At 49.8% G+C, this 16,683-nt stretch carries 17 protein-coding genes; 13 read left to right on the forward strand and 4 right to left on the reverse strand.

Annotated elements, in window-relative coordinates; genetic code table 11:
* Positions 1-3: 3 nt before the first annotated feature.
* Positions 4-435, forward strand: a complete 432-nt coding sequence (locus ABD949_RS20640; protein WP_345246536.1) for a DUF1801 domain-containing protein — start codon at positions 4-6, stop codon at positions 433-435.
* 2 nt (positions 436-437) lie between these two features.
* Here the strand turns inward: ABD949_RS20640 and ABD949_RS20645 are convergent, their stop codons facing one another.
* Positions 438-2,225 carry an SGNH/GDSL hydrolase family protein gene (locus ABD949_RS20645; protein WP_345246538.1) on the reverse strand — a complete coding sequence of 596 codons (1,788 nt, stop codon included), beginning with the start codon at positions 2,223-2,225 and terminating at the stop codon, positions 438-440.
* 117 nt (positions 2,226-2,342) lie between these two features.
* Positions 2,343-3,188, reverse strand: a complete 846-nt coding sequence (locus tag ABD949_RS20650; RefSeq protein WP_345246540.1) for a glycosyltransferase family 2 protein — start codon at positions 3,186-3,188, stop codon at positions 2,343-2,345.
* A 523-nt stretch (positions 3,189-3,711) separates the two neighbouring features.
* Between ABD949_RS20650 and ABD949_RS20655 the strand changes: the two genes are divergently transcribed.
* Positions 3,712-4,329: a hypothetical protein gene (locus ABD949_RS20655; RefSeq protein ID WP_345246542.1), complete on the forward strand. Its 618-nt coding sequence runs from the start codon at positions 3,712-3,714 to the stop codon at positions 4,327-4,329.
* A 147-nt stretch (positions 4,330-4,476) separates the two neighbouring features.
* Positions 4,477-4,629 (forward strand): hypothetical protein, encoded by a 153-nt coding sequence (locus tag ABD949_RS20660; protein WP_345246544.1) that lies wholly within the window; start codon positions 4,477-4,479, stop codon positions 4,627-4,629.
* Positions 4,630-4,643: 14 nt separating this feature from the next.
* Here ABD949_RS20660 and bla read toward each other — a convergent pair whose 3' ends face one another.
* The gene (bla, locus tag ABD949_RS20665) at positions 4,644-5,396 is read right to left on the reverse strand and encodes a subclass B1 metallo-beta-lactamase (RefSeq protein ID WP_345246546.1); all 753 of its coding nucleotides are present in this window, start codon (positions 5,394-5,396) and stop codon (positions 4,644-4,646) included.
* A gap of 646 nt (positions 5,397-6,042) precedes the next feature.
* Between bla and ABD949_RS20670 the strand changes: the two genes are divergently transcribed.
* The 5 genes from ABD949_RS20670 to dnaE all read left to right on the forward strand — a co-directional run bounded on the left by ABD949_RS20670 (position 6,043) and on the right by dnaE (position 12,222).
* Positions 6,043-6,192: a hypothetical protein gene (locus ABD949_RS20670; protein ID WP_345246548.1), complete on the forward strand. Its 150-nt coding sequence runs from the start codon at positions 6,043-6,045 to the stop codon at positions 6,190-6,192.
* A 188-nt stretch (positions 6,193-6,380) separates the two neighbouring features.
* Entirely contained in the window at positions 6,381-6,755 is a 375-nt protein-coding gene (locus tag ABD949_RS20675) for a BlaI/MecI/CopY family transcriptional regulator (protein ID WP_345246550.1), read from the forward strand.
* Complete coding sequence (locus ABD949_RS20680) at positions 6,752-8,203, forward strand: M56 family metallopeptidase (RefSeq protein ID WP_345246552.1); 1,452 nt, start codon at positions 6,752-6,754, stop codon at positions 8,201-8,203. The genes ABD949_RS20675 and ABD949_RS20680 overlap by 4 nt, the downstream gene beginning before the upstream one ends.
* 15 nt (positions 8,204-8,218) lie before the next feature.
* Positions 8,219-8,419, forward strand: coding sequence for a hypothetical protein (locus ABD949_RS30845; protein WP_425576782.1), 201 nt, complete (start codon positions 8,219-8,221; stop codon positions 8,417-8,419).
* Positions 8,420-8,586: 167 nt separating this feature from the next.
* Positions 8,587-12,222, forward strand: coding sequence for a DNA polymerase III subunit alpha (gene dnaE / locus ABD949_RS20685; protein ID WP_345246555.1), 3,636 nt, complete (start codon positions 8,587-8,589; stop codon positions 12,220-12,222).
* A 196-nt stretch (positions 12,223-12,418) separates the two neighbouring features.
* Here the strand turns inward: dnaE and ABD949_RS20690 are convergent, their stop codons facing one another.
* Positions 12,419-13,000 (reverse strand): Fic family protein, encoded by a 582-nt coding sequence (locus ABD949_RS20690; protein ID WP_345246557.1) that lies wholly within the window; start codon positions 12,998-13,000, stop codon positions 12,419-12,421.
* A 147-nt stretch (positions 13,001-13,147) separates the two neighbouring features.
* On the opposite strand from ABD949_RS20690, the gene ABD949_RS20695 reads away from it, so the two are divergent.
* From ABD949_RS20695 to ABD949_RS20715, 5 genes are all read left to right on the forward strand, one after another.
* A complete protein-coding gene (locus ABD949_RS20695) occupies positions 13,148-13,546 on the forward strand; it encodes a nuclear transport factor 2 family protein (protein WP_345246559.1) in 399 nt (132 codons plus the stop codon).
* 3 nt (positions 13,547-13,549) lie between these two features.
* Entirely contained in the window at positions 13,550-14,149 is a 600-nt protein-coding gene (locus ABD949_RS20700; RefSeq protein WP_345246561.1) for a GNAT family N-acetyltransferase, read from the forward strand.
* Between the two features lie 90 nt (positions 14,150-14,239).
* Positions 14,240-15,139, forward strand: coding sequence for a carbon-nitrogen hydrolase family protein (locus ABD949_RS20705; protein ID WP_345246563.1), 900 nt, complete (start codon positions 14,240-14,242; stop codon positions 15,137-15,139).
* Positions 15,140-15,250: 111 nt separating this feature from the next.
* Complete coding sequence (gene trxA, locus ABD949_RS20710; RefSeq protein WP_345246565.1) at positions 15,251-15,574, forward strand: thioredoxin; 324 nt, start codon at positions 15,251-15,253, stop codon at positions 15,572-15,574.
* 329 nt (positions 15,575-15,903) lie between these two features.
* Positions 15,904-16,683: hypothetical protein (locus ABD949_RS20715; RefSeq protein WP_345246567.1), on the forward strand; the 780-nt coding region annotated here is incomplete at its 3' end.

The raw sequence follows: 16,683 nt of genomic DNA on the forward strand, positions 1-16,683 counted from the left end.
CCAATGAATAAATTCCAGCCTGTCGACTTCCAGACCCTGGATGATCTGCTCGAATTTTTGCCGGCCGACGAGCAGAAGATAGTGGAGGTGCTTCGGAAGATTATTTTCAACTGCATCCCCAACTGTCAGGAAAAGTTATCGTACAACGTGCCGATCTATTCCCGCTACGGCCGGATTTGTTTTCTTTGGCCGGGCTCGGTGCCGTGGGGTGGCATGAAGACAACAGGCGTGCGGCTGGGCTTTATCCGGGGTTACCAACTAACTGATGAAGTGGGCTACCTCGACAAAGGCAACCGCAAGCAGATCTACACCCGAGACTTTCTGACCCTTCAGGACATTGATCCGGAAGTGCTGAAACCTTACATTATTGAAGCGACAATACTGGACGAAGAGATCGCCAAAACCAAAAAGGCCAGTAAACGCAAATGGGTATAGCGCTATTTTTGTTTTAAAAGAGATACCAGTTCTTTCCCCAGCACCTCGTAACCGGCTGCATTCGGATGAAGCCCATCGGAAAAGAACTTTTCGTTGATTTTTCCATTCGCCAACAAAAGCAGTTTGCCAACATCCTGGTAGCCAATATCCTCTGACCGGGCTAGCGCCTGAATACCTGAATTCAAACCGCTTACCCGCGCTTCCTGCTCCCGACGGGGGTAAATGCCTAACAGTGTTAACCTGGCTTTGGGCTGCCGAAGCCGGATGGCTTGTACCAGATGTTTCAAGCCCTGGACTATTTCCTCGTCGGTGTTCAGGTGGAGGTTGTTGGTGCCGATGTTGATGAGGACCTGTTCGGGCGAAATACCGTCCAACTCGTCATGGTACACCCGCCAGAGTACATTTTCGATTCGATCCCAGCCAAATCCAAAATTACGAACCTGAAACGGAGCCAGGTATTTTTGCCAGGAATCTGCCCCGGCGATACGATTACTATTAACTGGTTTACCGCCCCAATTATGGGTAATGGAGTTTCCCAAGAACATAATGCGCGTTGGCTCCGTCAGGTTCAGCTTCAGGATGTCGTTATGCCTTTCTTCCCAGTTGTAGCTGCCGGGTTCGCGGTTCTGGCGGGTTGGTATCTGGGTCTTTAAGGCGCCAGCCGATTGTTGCAGTATCTCCCGGATCTTCGTCTCGTAGGCCTCGGCGTAGCGCATCATGCCCAGGTCGTTCGGGTGCGTACCGTCGACCATACAGTCCAGGTCCATACCGATCTCCGAAATGGGCAGCCGGTAAACACCCGTTACGTTGTCGGCGGTGAGCCGCTTATACGCTTCGGCCAGATCCTGGTTGGCCTGTTCAAACAGGGGCTGGCGGTGGGGCATCAGGTAGCCTTCCGTGTAACCGTCGTGGTCGGTGAGCAGGATAGGCGTATGGGGGTGTTTGGCCCGGATGGCTTTGACGGATTCGGTGATGCGCTTTTGCAGTTCCTGGCGGTCCACAATCGGCTGGATTAAATTCGGCAGGCAGTCCAGCACAAACAATTTAGCGTCGATTTCATTGATCAGATCAATCACTTCTTTCTCCAACCGGCCATTGCCCGAGAATCCCAGGTTTATGACGGTACGGTCGAGTTTACGCGCCAGCATATTGGTCCACGCCATACCCGGCCGCGATGCGCAGGCTCCCTGGGCTATAGACGTACCATAGACGACGATCGGTTTTTCGGCGCGCTGCGGTAGTACGCTAAAACGACTCCCTTCCGGTACGCCAATTTCCAGATCCCGGATACTGGTATACAGGGGCAGGTACAGCCGATACTCCCGGCCCAATTTATGGTAATTATCATTGGGACGTAACTGCGCAAAAGTATACTGGGTAGTATCTTTAAAACTGTATTTTCCGGCTGCCAGATGCCACGTGCCATCACTGTCTATCCCGTACAAATCTACCCCACTGACCCCGGTAGCCGGCATATGCGGCATGGCTACATTACCAGTGACTTTATAGCGGACAACAAGTTGGGGAGCATTGCTCACAAACCGGATGGAAAGGCCCGCGCTTTGGCGCGACAGATCCCAGACGGCTTTGCGCACTATTGTCCTGGCACGGGGTGGTAACCGCTGGATGGTATCACCCATTTCCGTTGACCATGCCTGGCCGTCAATTACGGGGAAGGTACTGTCTGATGGTTTCCACCAGGTAAGGGCTGGAGCAGGCTGAGCAAAACTAATGGATGGAATAAAGCACAGAAGCAACAGGCAAGCAATGAAACGGCTGGATTGGGTCATAGTTTTGTAAAAATACGATCCAATTCTGAAGAAACACAAGGGCAACGACCCTATCTCCTGATCGTTGAAAACCGGATGAAGCCTACGGAAATGCCCACTAAGCCAACGCCCCTTTAGCTACCGTTCGTTTTCGTTGAGTGTCGCTATCGGGTTTTTCGATTTGGTCGGCTCCGGGTGCATTGCCGATTGACTTGTGCGCAGTTCATGCAGCTTGGTATATTTGGCTACCGGGTAGATGGCTGAAAATAGCGCCCAGGTAAATCCGGCAAAGCCATCCAGAAAACCGCCTTTGAAAACATAAATAGACAAAAACGTCCAGAGAAACCGGAAGGGAAGAAGCAAACGGCTTTGCCGGCGACCGGCCTTTACCAGTTCTCCGGCACCAATGGTGGTATACCGGTTGAGTTTCTCCAGGTATTCGTGCAGGGAGCCATAGCTGTAGTGCCAGAGCAGACCCGTAAGGGGCACTGTATCACCTGCTACCTCAACCTGTTCGTGAACCATCGCTGAACTGACTTTAGATTGTTTCCGGTTAAACAGACGCACCAGCGGTTTGCGGCTTTCACCAATGTGTTGCATGGCCCGCCCCATAAATATCAGCCGGCGCGATACGCTGAAGGCCTGCTGCGCATCCGGAGGAATGGCCATTGCCCGCCAGATCTCCCGCTGTAGTTCTTTATCCACTACTTCATCGGCATCGAGCAGCAACACCCAGTCATTTGTGGCCTGATCTACTGCAAACTGCTTCTGCGGTCCATAGCCGTCGAACGTCCGGTGGTAAATCTGGCAGCCCATGATGCGGGCAATCGTCAGGGTCGCGTCGGTACTGCCTGAGTCAACCACCACGATTTCGCCCGCCCAGTCGATAACGGATGTGAGCGTTTGCAGCAGGGTGCGTTCTGCATTAAGCGTGATGATGACGACGGAAAGCGGAAGTTTGGTGGGATCATGCAGGGTTTCCATAGAAATAATGCGTCGTACAGGCGGTTGGCTTTTTAGGACAATACGCTAATTGAGAGGCAGCCGTTGCAAAAATTATTAGAAAAATATTAGAACCTCAGGAACGTGAACAGAAGTTCCCACCAGACGACCTGAATAGTTGCAAAAACCATAAAAATTTGCCAAAACGCGCAGCGGAAGGGCTGCGGAGCCATTTAGGACTGCGCTTTTGATTAAATGAGCTGAACGTAATGCTTAAGCAGGTCACAGGGGTAGTCAGGAACCCTGGTTAGAGGAATGCCTTTACCATAACTGAGTAAAAAATTACCCACCAGATGGAATGCTTACCTCTAATTAATCCGTACTCAAAACCAACGAAAGTGTCTTTGTGATATTGGTATGCGGTTTGTACTGATTTGATGGGTTCCCGAACGAAGCATTTACGTTTTAGAATAGTGACAGGAGGGACTTGATACGGGAATAACTGCACCAGGCTGATGGATGTATCAGTCTGCGCAAGCCGGATAAACAACAAATACTCAACGCCATGAAAAATTCTATGCAATTCCTTATCGCTTCGCGTGTAAAAGCTTTGGCTGTTTATGCCGCTACCATTGCCAGCACTATTAGCTTTGTCGCCTGTAATCAGGAGAATGTTGTTGAACATGATGTAACCCCTAAGAATCCACTTGTCGCTAAGCTGGAAGCTATTCCTGTGATAGTGATCGATGGCGAGGAAGTTCCGAACGGACGGGTTGGCGGTGTTTCCGGCTTAAAAGATAATGAAGTTTATCAGGTTTTTAAAATTACCGGTGGATGCGCAACCGCAACTACACCCAATGCTGAGGTTGTCCCTAATGCCGAAATTGCGGTAACCTCCGACTATACCCTGGTTAGTCAGCCGATTCTGCCCGAAGCGGTGGTTAAGTCTACCAAGACTTACAGTACCTTTACAATCAAGCCGAATCAATTTAATTCTTATATGAAGTTACCCGTTGAACAGACCAAGGGGCTTATCATATACATCCGCGATGTGAAGTCTAGAGGGTACAAGAAGATGGCAACAATAGGGAGTAATAGTCCAACCTTCGTATTCTTGCCTACTTACCGGAAGGATGTATTGGCTGTAGGTTGTTCCGGCTCAAGTATCGATCCTATCGAATAATTTTCAGGAAGCTTTTCAATTCTACCAAATAAAACAAACTGACAGAAGCCGCAAAAGCTAATGGTTTTGCGGCTTCTGTCGTATAACCTTATCGCCCAATCAGGAAACTACACTCCCGCAATCGAGCCACCAGGGTCAAACAGGGGAATGCGTGTATTTTTTGTGGTGAGGTCGAACGGGTATGTGCTGAAACCGGGGGCCACAGTGCCGACCAAACGCGGCTATGTACGAACTCAGACCAAACAAATTACCCCGGCCCGCCGGGGTTGCCGAGTAGATTCCTCGCTGGTCAGCTACTAACAGCGTCAGTGTATTTACCGTTTTTGGGCAGCCGCCTGCTTCGCCAACAGTTGCAGGGTATGTTCCAGGGCTCGGGTATCCCCCCATTCTTCATGACCCGGTACCACTATCTTAGCGGTGCCAAACTGGTTGATTACCCGCCGGACGGAGTTGGTCCATTCGGTCAGATTGGCATCGGCCACGTTGCCCATGCCAAAGGCGGCTACACTCTTGACAAAACAGCCGCCGTGCAGAATCTGCTCACTGGGTAGCCAGACCACCATGTTGTCGCTGGTATGGCCTTCGCCCGGAAAATAGCAGCGGATAGGCACCTGCCCAATGGTGAAGGTGGTATCGGCCGGCAAAACAGGGTCGGGCGAGGGGTATCCTTCCTTTACGGACATACGGGCTGTCAGCGGTGTGCTGATGACCCGGATACCGGCTTTCCTCATTTCGCTGATTCCGCCCACGCGGTCGTCATGGAAATGGGTGACGATGCAAAAACGCACGGGTCGGTGCAGGTTATCGGCCACCCACCGCAGCAGTTGCCGGGTGTTATCGGTGTCCTCCGGGGTATCCCAGCCGGTATCGACCAGTACTACGCCATCGCTGGTGTTGATGATGAGCCCGTTGGAGGGGAATGCGGTATTCTGGTAAATGCCGTAGGTAGTGTGTACCAATACCCGGTCGTTGAGTGGTGTCACAACGAGTTTTGGTTTCTGCGTGGGCTGTGCCTGGGCGAAGCTCAAAAACAACAGGGCATAAGCGAGGGTGGATAGTAAGCGCATGGCGTAGTTGACTTATTTACAAATATACTTGTTGATTTTACGAATAACTACTGCTTTCCCTGCTGTATATTTGACCATGCCGAAGCGATACCCCAATCACCGCTCGTACGGAGCCAACAACCTGGTGGTGGCGTTAGCGGCAGCTCCACCAGGCGGGATTCGTGCATCGCGACATGAAAAGACCCTCGGACCAGGGAGGGGAGAAGTACGACAACGTTAGGCTGACCGGGCAGGGAATTCGCCTGATCGACGTAGGTATATCTGCGCAGTCAGGTAGGGGAGAAGCTGTTTTCGAAATACGTTACCGTTGAGCTGGAAGAGCCGGCGGAGTTTAAACACTATTTCTTAAATCGGTAAAGTATGGATTTACTCCCATAAAAGGCTTTTTACCTTTCGTGATGGTAAAAAATTAGTTAACATAATGGTTATTGTGTGATTATGAAAACTCGCCTAAGGTTAGATGATGTAAAATAGCCTGAGCTAAATTGTATCTAATGCCCAGTATATAATTCAGACTTTCTTCGGCTTATAGTGTATACCCTACTGCTCCAAAGAAAGGCGAAATAGTGCTCTAATGCAAATGGCCGTAGCGAACCCATTCGAGCCGCTACGGCTACCTGCTGATTTATCACCTGGGCACTTACCTATGGCAACTGTGTGCCGGGCGGGGGAATGCGTACCGCCTGAAGGTCTACTGCAACGATACCCTGCTGACCAGCCCGACGACCTGATTTTTCTGGAGAATCGGTACGTCGACGGTAATTACTTCCAGGGGCTGGAGCGGGTTGTTGACTAACCAATCTTCATACAGACAAAAAGGGGCAGATGGTCATTCAGTTGCCCCTTTTTGTCTATGTTCCGGGGGCAGGCTGAAAGTCATGCATTACCTTTTTTGCCTGCTTCTGATAAAAAAGCAGGGTATAGGACCTGCTTTTACTTATCTTTATTCTACATTTGTAGAAAACATTCTAATTTTGTAGAGATATGCAGTTGTCTAAAACCGAAGAGCAGCTCATGGAGCATATCTGGCAGCAGGAAAAAATTTACTTCAAAGACCTGATGGAGTACTTGCCGGAACCTAAACCAGCTCCGACGACGGTGGCTACGCTGCTGAAGCGGATGCAGGAAAAAGGCGTTATTGCTTACGAAGTACACGGTAACTCCCGCCAATACTACCCGCTCATCAGTAAGACCGATTATTTTGCCCGGCAAGTCAACGGACTTATCAAAAACTTCTTCAATAATTCCGCTATGCAGTTTGCTTCATTTTTTGCGACCAATACCAATCTAACGGCCGATGAACTGGAGGAGTTGCGGCAGGTTGTTGACCAGGAGATCACTAAAAAGCAAAAGAAATGATAGTATACCTGCTGAAAATGACTGCCTGCTCGGGCATACTCCTGCTGGTTTATCTGCTTTTTCTGGAGCGGGAAAAAATGCACCAGTTTAACCGGTTTTATCTGTTGTTCGCCATTGTCTTTTCGGGGGCAGTCCCGCTGATTTCCGTTGACGGAAGAGCCCCGCTGATGCCTGACCTGTTGAACCGTTCGGTGGTGACGCAGCACGTTCAGCCAGCGCCAACAGTCCCGACGTCTCCAGCCAGCATACGTAATCCAGACGCGCCAGCGGTTGTGGATACAGAAAAGCCGGTTCCTTTCACTAACATGTTTTATTGGGTATATGCCTTCATAACGGCCGGGTTTCTGCTTCGTTTTGGGAGAAATTTAGTCGTTCTGGTCAAAAAGGCAGTCCGAAATCCCGTTGCCCGGTGGCAGGGTACCCGCGTGGTCCTGCTCCGGGAAGACACACCGATCTATTCGTTTTTCAATACGATCTATGTAAACGAAAACGACTTTCGGCAACAGCGTATTGAAGCCGAACTGCTGGCGCACGAAACAGCGCACATTCACCAGAAACATTCGCTGGATATTTTATTCATGGAACTGGTTTTGGCCTTTGGGTGGCTGAACCCTGTCCTGTTTCTGTACCGGAAAGCCATTGAGCTAAACCATGAATTTCTGGCTGATGAGGCTGTAAACAGTGCATATGGCAATCCAAAACGCTATCAACACCTCTTATTGGCTAAACTCCGCACAAACAGCGAAGGCACGCTGACCAGCCGTTTTAACTTCTCAGGTACCAAAAAAAGAATGATCATGATAACGAAATCCTCCAATCCGGCCGGCATGCTCCTGAAGAAAGTGGCCCTGGCACCCGTTATTTTCGTAGTCGGTTTTCTGTTTAGCGAGCATAGCCAGGCTCAGGAAAAAACAAAGCCAGTGCCGCGTCTGGAAACGAAAGCGGCTAAACCAGAATCGGTCGGGCAGGGAGCAAGCCCGGCCGAACTGGAAGACTACGAACGCATTGTTAAGGAAGCGAAACTCCCTCTCCCGGCCGGGCAGCAGGCCCGATTTCCCCGGTATGGATTTGACTGGGGCCACGAAGGTCGGGAAGTGGCCGACCAGATATTCAGGAAGATGACCTCGCAGCAGCAGGCGAATGCCACACAGGCGCGGGGATTTGCGCCGATTCCTACCCGTCCTCCCAAAAAATCACCCTCGCCGGCTTATTTTGAATCCCTGAAGAACGGTAAAAAATACGCCATCTGGATTCATGACCGGCCGGTCAGCAATTCGGCCTTGAACCGTTATAAGCCCTCAGACTTCGCCTACTCGCTTTCCAGCTATGTTTACAATAACGCCCGGAGCAAGCGTTTTCCCCAGCCTTATCAAGTGAGTCTGCTAACCGAGGCTGAATATGAGAAGCTGTATAAAGGTTGGAACGCTCCAGATAACAAAGCAGAATAAGTATGCTAGGAGAAGGTGCTTAATTATGGACTCTGGGCCGATATTGTAGAGTTGTTGCGGTACTATGGTTCAGACCGAGTCAGGGAAGAAGCGTTACAGGCAGCTTATTTGAAAAAGAAAACCCTGTCGTTCTGTTGCGCCATTTTTGACCTCCAACCTGAACAGTTTCGATGCTACACACGGCAACAGTCCAGCCCGATACGCTGGAACTATTGAAAAGTATTTACGTGGGTAGCAGGAACTTACCTGCACACATATAATTTTCTCCGTAGCGGCCCTTCTAACCCACCGCGAATTCCCTTATTTTTACCGAAGAACGGTATCCTGTTTATCCTTCTAATCCTGTAAATCCTGCCGGGTAGCCGGTGCTATTCAGACTGAATATGCAATTCTCCCACCTCCACTGCCACACCCAGTATTCCCTGCTCGACGGGCAGGCGGATATTAAGAAACTTATCAAGAAAGCCAAAGCCGACAACATGCCCGCCGTGGCCATCACGGATCACGGGAATATGTTTGGCGTGTTTGAGTTTGTGGCTGAAGCTGCCAAGCAGGGTATCAAGCCCATTGTCGGCTGCGAGTTTTACGTGGTAGACGATCACACCCGCAAGCAGTTTACCAAGGAGCAGAAAGATATTCGGTACCACCAGCTCCTGCTCGCCAAAAACCCGACCGGCTACAAAAACCTGGTTAAGCTCTGCTCGCTGGGGTATATGGAAGGCCTCTACGGTAAGTACCCCAGGGTTACCAAAGCGCTGATTGAAAAATACAAAGAGGGCCTGATTGCCACCACCTGCTGTATTGGGGCTATCGTGCCCAAAACGATTCTGAGAAAAGGAGAGGCTGAGGGCGAAAAAGAGTTTAAATGGTGGCTCGACCAGTTTGGAGAGGATTATTACGTAGAACTCCAGCGGCACGAAATACCCGATCAGATTAAAGCCAACGAAGTACTGGTTAAGTTTGCTACCAAGTACAATGTAAAGATTATTGCGTCGAATGATTCGCACTACGTCGATCGCGACGATTGGGTGGCGCACGATATTCTCTTGTGCGTAAACACCGGCGAGAAGCAGAGCACGCCCTCGATGAAGGAATTCAGCGACGACGAAGCAATGCCTAAAAATACCCGGTTTGCGTTTTTCTCCGATCAGTTCTATTTCAAGAACACCCAGGAGATGAGTACCCTGTTTCACGACCTGCCGCAGGCTATCGATAATACCAACGAGATTGTCGATAAGGTGGAGACGCTCAAGCTGAAACGGGATATTCTGCTCCCTAATTTTCCCATTCCCAAAGAGTTTCAGATTCACGACGACGATGTTGCCAATCAGTGGGAGTACCTGAAACACCTGACGTTTGAGGGAGCCCGGAAACGGTACGGCGAAATTGAGTCGCACGTACAGGAGCGCCTTGATTTTGAGCTTTTTACGATCAAAACCATGGGCTTTGCCGGCTACTTCCTGATTGTGGCCGACTTTATCAAGGCCGGGCGCGATTTGGGCGTGATGGTAGGGCCGGGCCGGGGTTCTGCCGCGGGCTCGGCGGTAGCCTACTGCATTGGTATTACGAATATCGATCCGATTAAGTACGATCTGCTTTTCGAACGGTTCCTGAACCCCGACCGGAAATCGATGCCCGATATTGATACGGACTTCGACGACGAAGGCCGCCAGAAGGTGATTGATTATGTGGTGCAGAAATACGGTAAGCAGCAGGTAGCCGCCATTGTGACCTACGGCACCATGGCAGCCAAATCGGCGATCAAGGATGTATCGCGGGTAATGGACCTGCCCCTCAACGACGCCAACGCCCTCGCCAAGCTTGTGCCCGACAAGCCGACGTACAACATGACGCTCCGGCGCATTTTTGAAGATCCCATTGACGGCCCCGGTGGGCTGTCCAATCTGATTCAGCCCGAAGAGGTGGAAAACGTGAAACGGATGCGGGCCCTGGAAGCAGGTGATCAGAGTGTGGGGCGGGCCATGAAGCTCATTGATACCGAGAAGGTGCAGAATGTGCTTCAGCAGGCACGCCGGCTTGAAGGTACCGTCCGGAACACAGGAGTTCACGCGGCCGGTATCATTATTGCCCCCGATGACCTGTCGAATATCGTACCGGTTTCAACCTCCAAAGATACCAACCTCATTATCACCCAGTATGAGGGTAAAGTAATTGAGGATGCGGGGGTAATCAAGATGGACTTTCTGGGGTTGCGAAACCTCACTATCATTAAGGAGTGTCTGCGGCTGGTGAAGCAGAACCACGGGGGGCTGTTTGTCAACGGGGTTGAAACAGACATTGACGATATTCCACTCGATGATCCGAAGGCGTACGAGCTGTTTCAGCGGGGTGAAACCAACGCTATTTTCCAGTTTGAATCCGACGGGATGAAGAAATACATGAAGGACCTCAAGCCCGACCGGTTTGAAGACCTGATTGCGATGAACGCCTTGTACCGTCCCGGCCCAATTCAGTACATCCCTACGTTTATTAACCGAAAGCACGGCCGCGAGGAGGTAAAGTACGATCTCCCCGAGATGGAGGAGTATCTGGCTGATACCTATGGTATTACGGTTTACCAGGAGCAGTTGATGCTGCTGTCTCAAAAGCTGGGTAACTTTACTAAAGGCGATGCCGACGTGCTGCGGAAGGCCATGGGTAAGAAGCAAAAGGACGTGCTCGATAAGATGAAGGGAAAGTTTATGGATGGCTGCAAAGCCAACGGGCTGAACCTGAAAATCTGCGAAAAAGTCTGGACCGACTGGGAGGCCTTCGCGTCATACGCCTTTAATAAGTCGCACTCAACCTGCTACGCCTTTGTCGCCTACCAGACGGCTTACCTCAAAACTTACTACCCAGCCGAGTACATGGCTGCCGTCCTGACCTCCTGCTTAGGAAACATCGAGAAGATTACCTTCTTCCTCGAAGAGTGTAAGAACCTGGGTATTCCGGTATTGGGCCCGGATGTTAATGAATCGGAGCGGGTGTTTGGCGTGAACAAAAAAGGCGAAATCCGCTTCGGGTTGGCGGGTATTAAAGGAGCGGGCGACGCAGCCGTAGAAGCCATTATCGAAGAGCGTACGACTAATGGGCCCTTTAAAGACGTCTTCGACTTCATCATCCGGGTTAACCTGCGCACAGTAAACAAGAAAACCCTCGAATCGCTGGCCTATGCCGGTGGTTTTGATGCGCTGGATGAATACCACCGGGCACAGTACTTTGATATACCGGCCGGCGAAACCTCGTCGTTCCTAGAGAAGTTGATTCGGTACGCCAACAATTACCACCAGGATAAAGCCGCAGCCCAGAATTCTCTGTTCGGCTCGATGGTCGGCGGGGTCATGGAAATTTCTCGCCCCAAAGCACCTGTTGTGCCGCCCTGGAATCAGATCGAGAAGCTGAAGTTTGAAAAAGAAGTCGTCGGCTTTTACATCACCGGCCACCCGCTCGATGAGTTCCGCATTGAGATGGATGCCTTCTGCAACTGCCAGCTCGACCAGGTGTACGAGAGCAAATCTCCTGAGATCAAGGTAGGCGGTATCGTGACTTCCGTTATCAACAAAATTGCCCGCAATGGTAATCCGTTCCTGATCTTTAAGCTGGAAGACTACAACGGTTCGCTGGAGATGACGCTGTTTGGTGAAGACTTCGTCCGGATGGGCCAGTACATTGAGGTGGGCCGTTTTCTGCACGTAACGGGCAAAACCCAGAACCGCTGGAATTCGGATAATCTGGAGTTTAAGCCAACCAACATCCGGCTGCTCAGCGAAATGCGCGATAAGTTCTGCAAAGAATTGCGGGTTTCCCTGGAGTTACCTTACCTGAACGAACAGGTAGTCGCCCGCATGGGTGAACTGACTAAAGCGTACCCCGGCAACTGCACCCTGATCCTGACCGTGGCCGACCCCGACGAGCGCGTCGAAGTCAGTCTGCTGTCGCGTACAGTGAAGGTCCGCCCTGCCAACGAACTGGTGCGGGCACTGGAGCAGATTGATGGCGTGAGTTGTAAAGTGGCGTAGTTGGAAACCGGATTAAATTAAAAAGAGTTATCAAGGAGATATGACGTTTTACGAAAAATATCCCCAGCTCAGAGACAAGAACTTCCTTGCGAAAGTACTGGCCGATACTGTGTTTTCTACCATGTCATTAGAAGATCAGACTGTATCACGGCCGAAGATTAATAAAATCGTGCAAAAAGTACTACGCGAGCAGGAGTTAAAAGGGAATCAGTTCTTCGTCGATAAGCACTCTTAAGCGAGTGAAGTCTCCACGGTCGGCAGCTTTCATGTCGTTGATGTAAACTTTTCTGCTTTCACCTTCCCGGTGGTAAAGTTGTAAAGGTTGATATCCAAGCTTCAGTGCTACCAGATTCATCAACATCCTACCTGTACGACCGTTGCCATTAGTGAACGGATGTATCCGAACAAACTCATAATGAGCAAATGTGAGACAGTCAAGTTGGTCTTGCCGTGTAGTTGCTACCGAAAGCTTGAAATTCAGATTATCCACAAACTGATACATTAAATGCAGTACCTGGTTAGGAGCGGGAGGGACGAGTTGGCCGACAGTTACCTGCGTGGTACGCCATTTACCCGCCCAGTCATACATGTGTCCAAATGCATGCTTATGAATGTCCAGTATTAACCACACGGAGATGGGTTCATCAACATCAAAGCCAAATATCAAGAGTTCGGCTTTCGTGATACCTGCGGCTTCTGCTTCATTAATCAGATTGGAATCTGTTAATCCAAGAAAGTTGTCTTCTGGATACGGAGTCCAGTTAGTGCTATCACTCATCACATACATATTTGGCCTTTTCAAATATATGGGTTGAAACCATTTTAGCGGCAGCCGAAATAAAACCTAATGAGACAAGTTCGGGTTGCACATTAAGCGATTCCGTGTCGCAACATGCAAAATTTGGGATAAAACACTTAGTACACGATGACGTCACTGGAAATTGTTCAACAGTATTACTCAGCGTTCAATAATAAAGACTGGGATGGCATGCTGGCCCTGCTGCACCCTGACGTACGCCATGAACCGAATCAGGGTGACCCAAGAGTTGGCATCGAAAAGTTTACCGAGTTTCTCGGCCACATGGACGAGTCGTATGAAGAGACGCTGACGGATATGGTTTTCTTTACGGAGACATCTGGCCGCCGTGTAGCCGTTGAGTTTGTGGTCAATGGGGTCTATAAAAAAGGAGAGGAGGGCTTGCCCGAGGCTAACGGTCAGCGCTATGTGTTACCTGCGGCTGCGTTTCTGGAAGTGACAGAAGGGAAGATCAGCCGGGTAACTACCTATTATAACCTGCCCCTCTGGATTAAACTGGTATCGTAACGAATGTTCCAGGAGTCATTATCATTTATGACCAGGGTCGGCGCAGAGATTGGCCATGTTTTAGATGATCTGGCGGCTCTGCGCATTCGGGTATTTCGCGATTTTCCTTATCTCTACGAAGGATCGCCGGACTACGAGAAAGAGTATCTGAAAACCTACATCCAATCGGAGCGCTCTTTTATGTTTGCTATCTGCCATGGTCGGCAGATGGTGGGAGCCACCACGGGTCTGCCGCTGGTCGACGAAATGCCGGAAATCCGGCAGCCCTTCGAACAGGCCGGTTATGACCTCAGCACCATCTTCTACTTTGGCGAAAGCCTGCTGCTGCATGAATATCGCGGCCAGGGTATAGGTCACCGGTTTTTCGATGAGCGGGAAGCCTTTGCCCGCACCTTTCAGACGTATACCCTGGCGTGTTTCTGTTCGGTGGACCGGCCGGAGAACCATCCCGCCCGACCCGTCAACTACCGGCCGAACGATGGGTTCTGGCTAAAACGAGGCTACCGCAAAGAACCAGCCTTGCAGGCCACGTTGACCTGGCCGGACATTGGCGAGGACACATCTTCGCCGAAGTTGATGACGTTTTGGGTAAAGGAATTATAGAATGATGGAATGATTGAATTATAGAATGAAATGGGATGGTTTACCGCATTCAATCATTCAGCAATTCTATCATTCTATCATTGAAAAGATATGAACCTAACCGTTGCTGCGGCTCAATACCCAATCACGGAGCATACCAGTTTTGATACCTGGCGGGCGCACGTTAACCAGTGGGTTGAAGCGGCTGTTCGGCAGAAGGCGCAACTGCTGCTGTTTCCGGAATACGGCTCCATGGAACTGGTGAGCCTGTTTCCGCCCGAAGTACGGGGTGATATTCGCTGGCAGGTGCAGGAACTTCATGTTCTCCGCGCCGACTTCATTGGGGTGTTTGCCGAACTGGCGAGGGAATATGGGGTGGTCATTGTCGCTCCCAGTCTGCCGGTGCCCGAAGATGGCAGTATTTTCAACCGGGCTTTTGTGTTTTCGCCGAAGGGGCTGGTGGGTTACCAGGATAAGTTCTTCATGACCCGGTTTGAAGATGAGGTATGGGGCATCCACAGCGCACCTAAAACGCTCACCGTGTTTGAAGCCGCTTGGGGTTGTTTTGGTATCCAGATCTGTTACGATGTCGAATTTGCGCTGGGCTCACAACTGCTGAGTGCCGCCGGGGCTTCGGTCATCCTGGCTCCCAGTTGTACGGAAACCATTCGCGGGGCCACGCGGGTACACGTGGGCGCACGAGCACGGGCGCTGGAGAATCAGGCATACACCGTCATTTCACAGACCGTCGGTAATGCCCTCTGGTCACCGGCGGTGGACATTAACTACGGCTATGCGGCTATGTACTGCACGCCCGACCACAACCTGCCGGAAGACGGTATTCTGACCACCGAGGTACCCCAGAAAGAAGGCTGGCTGACCCATACGCTCGATATGACTCTGATTGATGCTGTACGGACCGAAGGGCAGGTTTTTAATTATAAGGATAGCCAGCGGCTGATGTCCAGTTTTTTGCATGAGAAAGTTGAGGTGGTGAAACGCCGGGTTTAAGCACAGGAAGCAGATTACCTTTTAAAAGCTCATCATACGTTTTGGAACTTAATCGGACCGAATCGGTTTATGAAGGTGAATTTGATCTGCAACATTTAAACTTGAATTGTCATGGCATCAAGAGCTATTGAAGCAACCGACGCGAACTTCAACGACTTAATTAATTCCGATAAACCAGTACTGGTAGATTTTTGGGCAGAGTGGTGTGGTCCTTGTAAGATGATTGGCCCGGTTGTAGAGCAACTCGCCGATGAGTACGATGGTCAGGCCGTAGTTGCTAAAATGGATGTTGACCAGAACGCCCGCATTCCGATGCAGTTTGGTATCCGAAGCATTCCGACACTAATGGTATTCAAGAACGGTCAGATGATTGACAAAGTTATTGGTGCTGTGCCGAAAACCGTTCTGGAACAAAAACTGAAAGCTGCTTTGTAAGCATCTCTATAAATTATTATACCGATTAGATTTAAAGAAGCCGGGAGCGCTCCCGGCTTCTTTTATTTATATACCTTTTATTTACCTCCAATCAATTAAAATACGTTGAAGCTGCCATCCTATTGTAATAGTATTTTTGATAAATATTTTCATATCAAATGAAAGTTGTTACTAAAATTTTCTATTATTAAGCCATAAATTAGTGCCCTTGAAGTTAATGTGCTAAACGTATATAGTAGTTTTGTGTACTATTTACGCAATTTGAATAATAGTACATCAGTTTTGTTGCCCTTCTTGAATTTAAACCCCAATTAGTACCTGGCTTTTTTATGCAAACATTTACAGAAAAATGGCAAAAAAACTTTGCCGCACTTTTCCTGTTGCCATTTTTAGCGGCTTTTTTATCATCCGCTGCTACTGGCTCAGATTATTTGAAGCCACCTTTTGGGAGACCTCCTACCCCCTATAAAAAAGTTTTCATAAGTAATGATCCCATCCGCTTTTCCATCGCAACGTCCAAATCAACCGTTGCGGTTGGCGAAGAAATTGAATTAACAATCAGGGCAGAATTGATGAATATTCCATCAAGTGTTTTGTTCCTGTTGGAAGGTTCAAATCGTTTTCGATTGAAGTTACTTGTTCCCAATGGATTTGAAATTACGGGGGGTAGTTATGTAGATTATATTGGTGATGCCCTTTCCTTTCCGGCTAAGCCAGAAGTTTCTTATACTGTAAAAGGCCGGTTTGTTAATGCATCCGATAATTGTTTTCGATTGTTGAGAAGCCATGGGCAAGCTGATCAAAGCAGCATTTATGCTGAAAAAGCAAAGCTTTGTCTTTCTGTCAAACAACCTGATCAGAGTATCCTTAAAAATGATAGGGCCAGGGTTGCCGAAACCTGTGGGGATGGTGTTCGGGTGGCTGAGAGCCTGAGCAGTCCGGTGGCGGGTCTGCGCTACAGCTACTATGAGCACATGTGGAGCCGCAGTGTGAGTGAGATTGAAGGCAAGACGCCGGTGGCCCAGGCCGTGGTGGGTCAGTTCTCGTTGGCGCCCCGCCAGAAGCCGGACTACTTTGGATTTGAGTACACGGGCTACATCAACATACCG

The organism is Nibrella saemangeumensis, assembly GCF_039541915.1.
Lineage (GTDB): Bacteria > Bacteroidota > Bacteroidia > Cytophagales > Spirosomataceae > Nibrella > Nibrella saemangeumensis.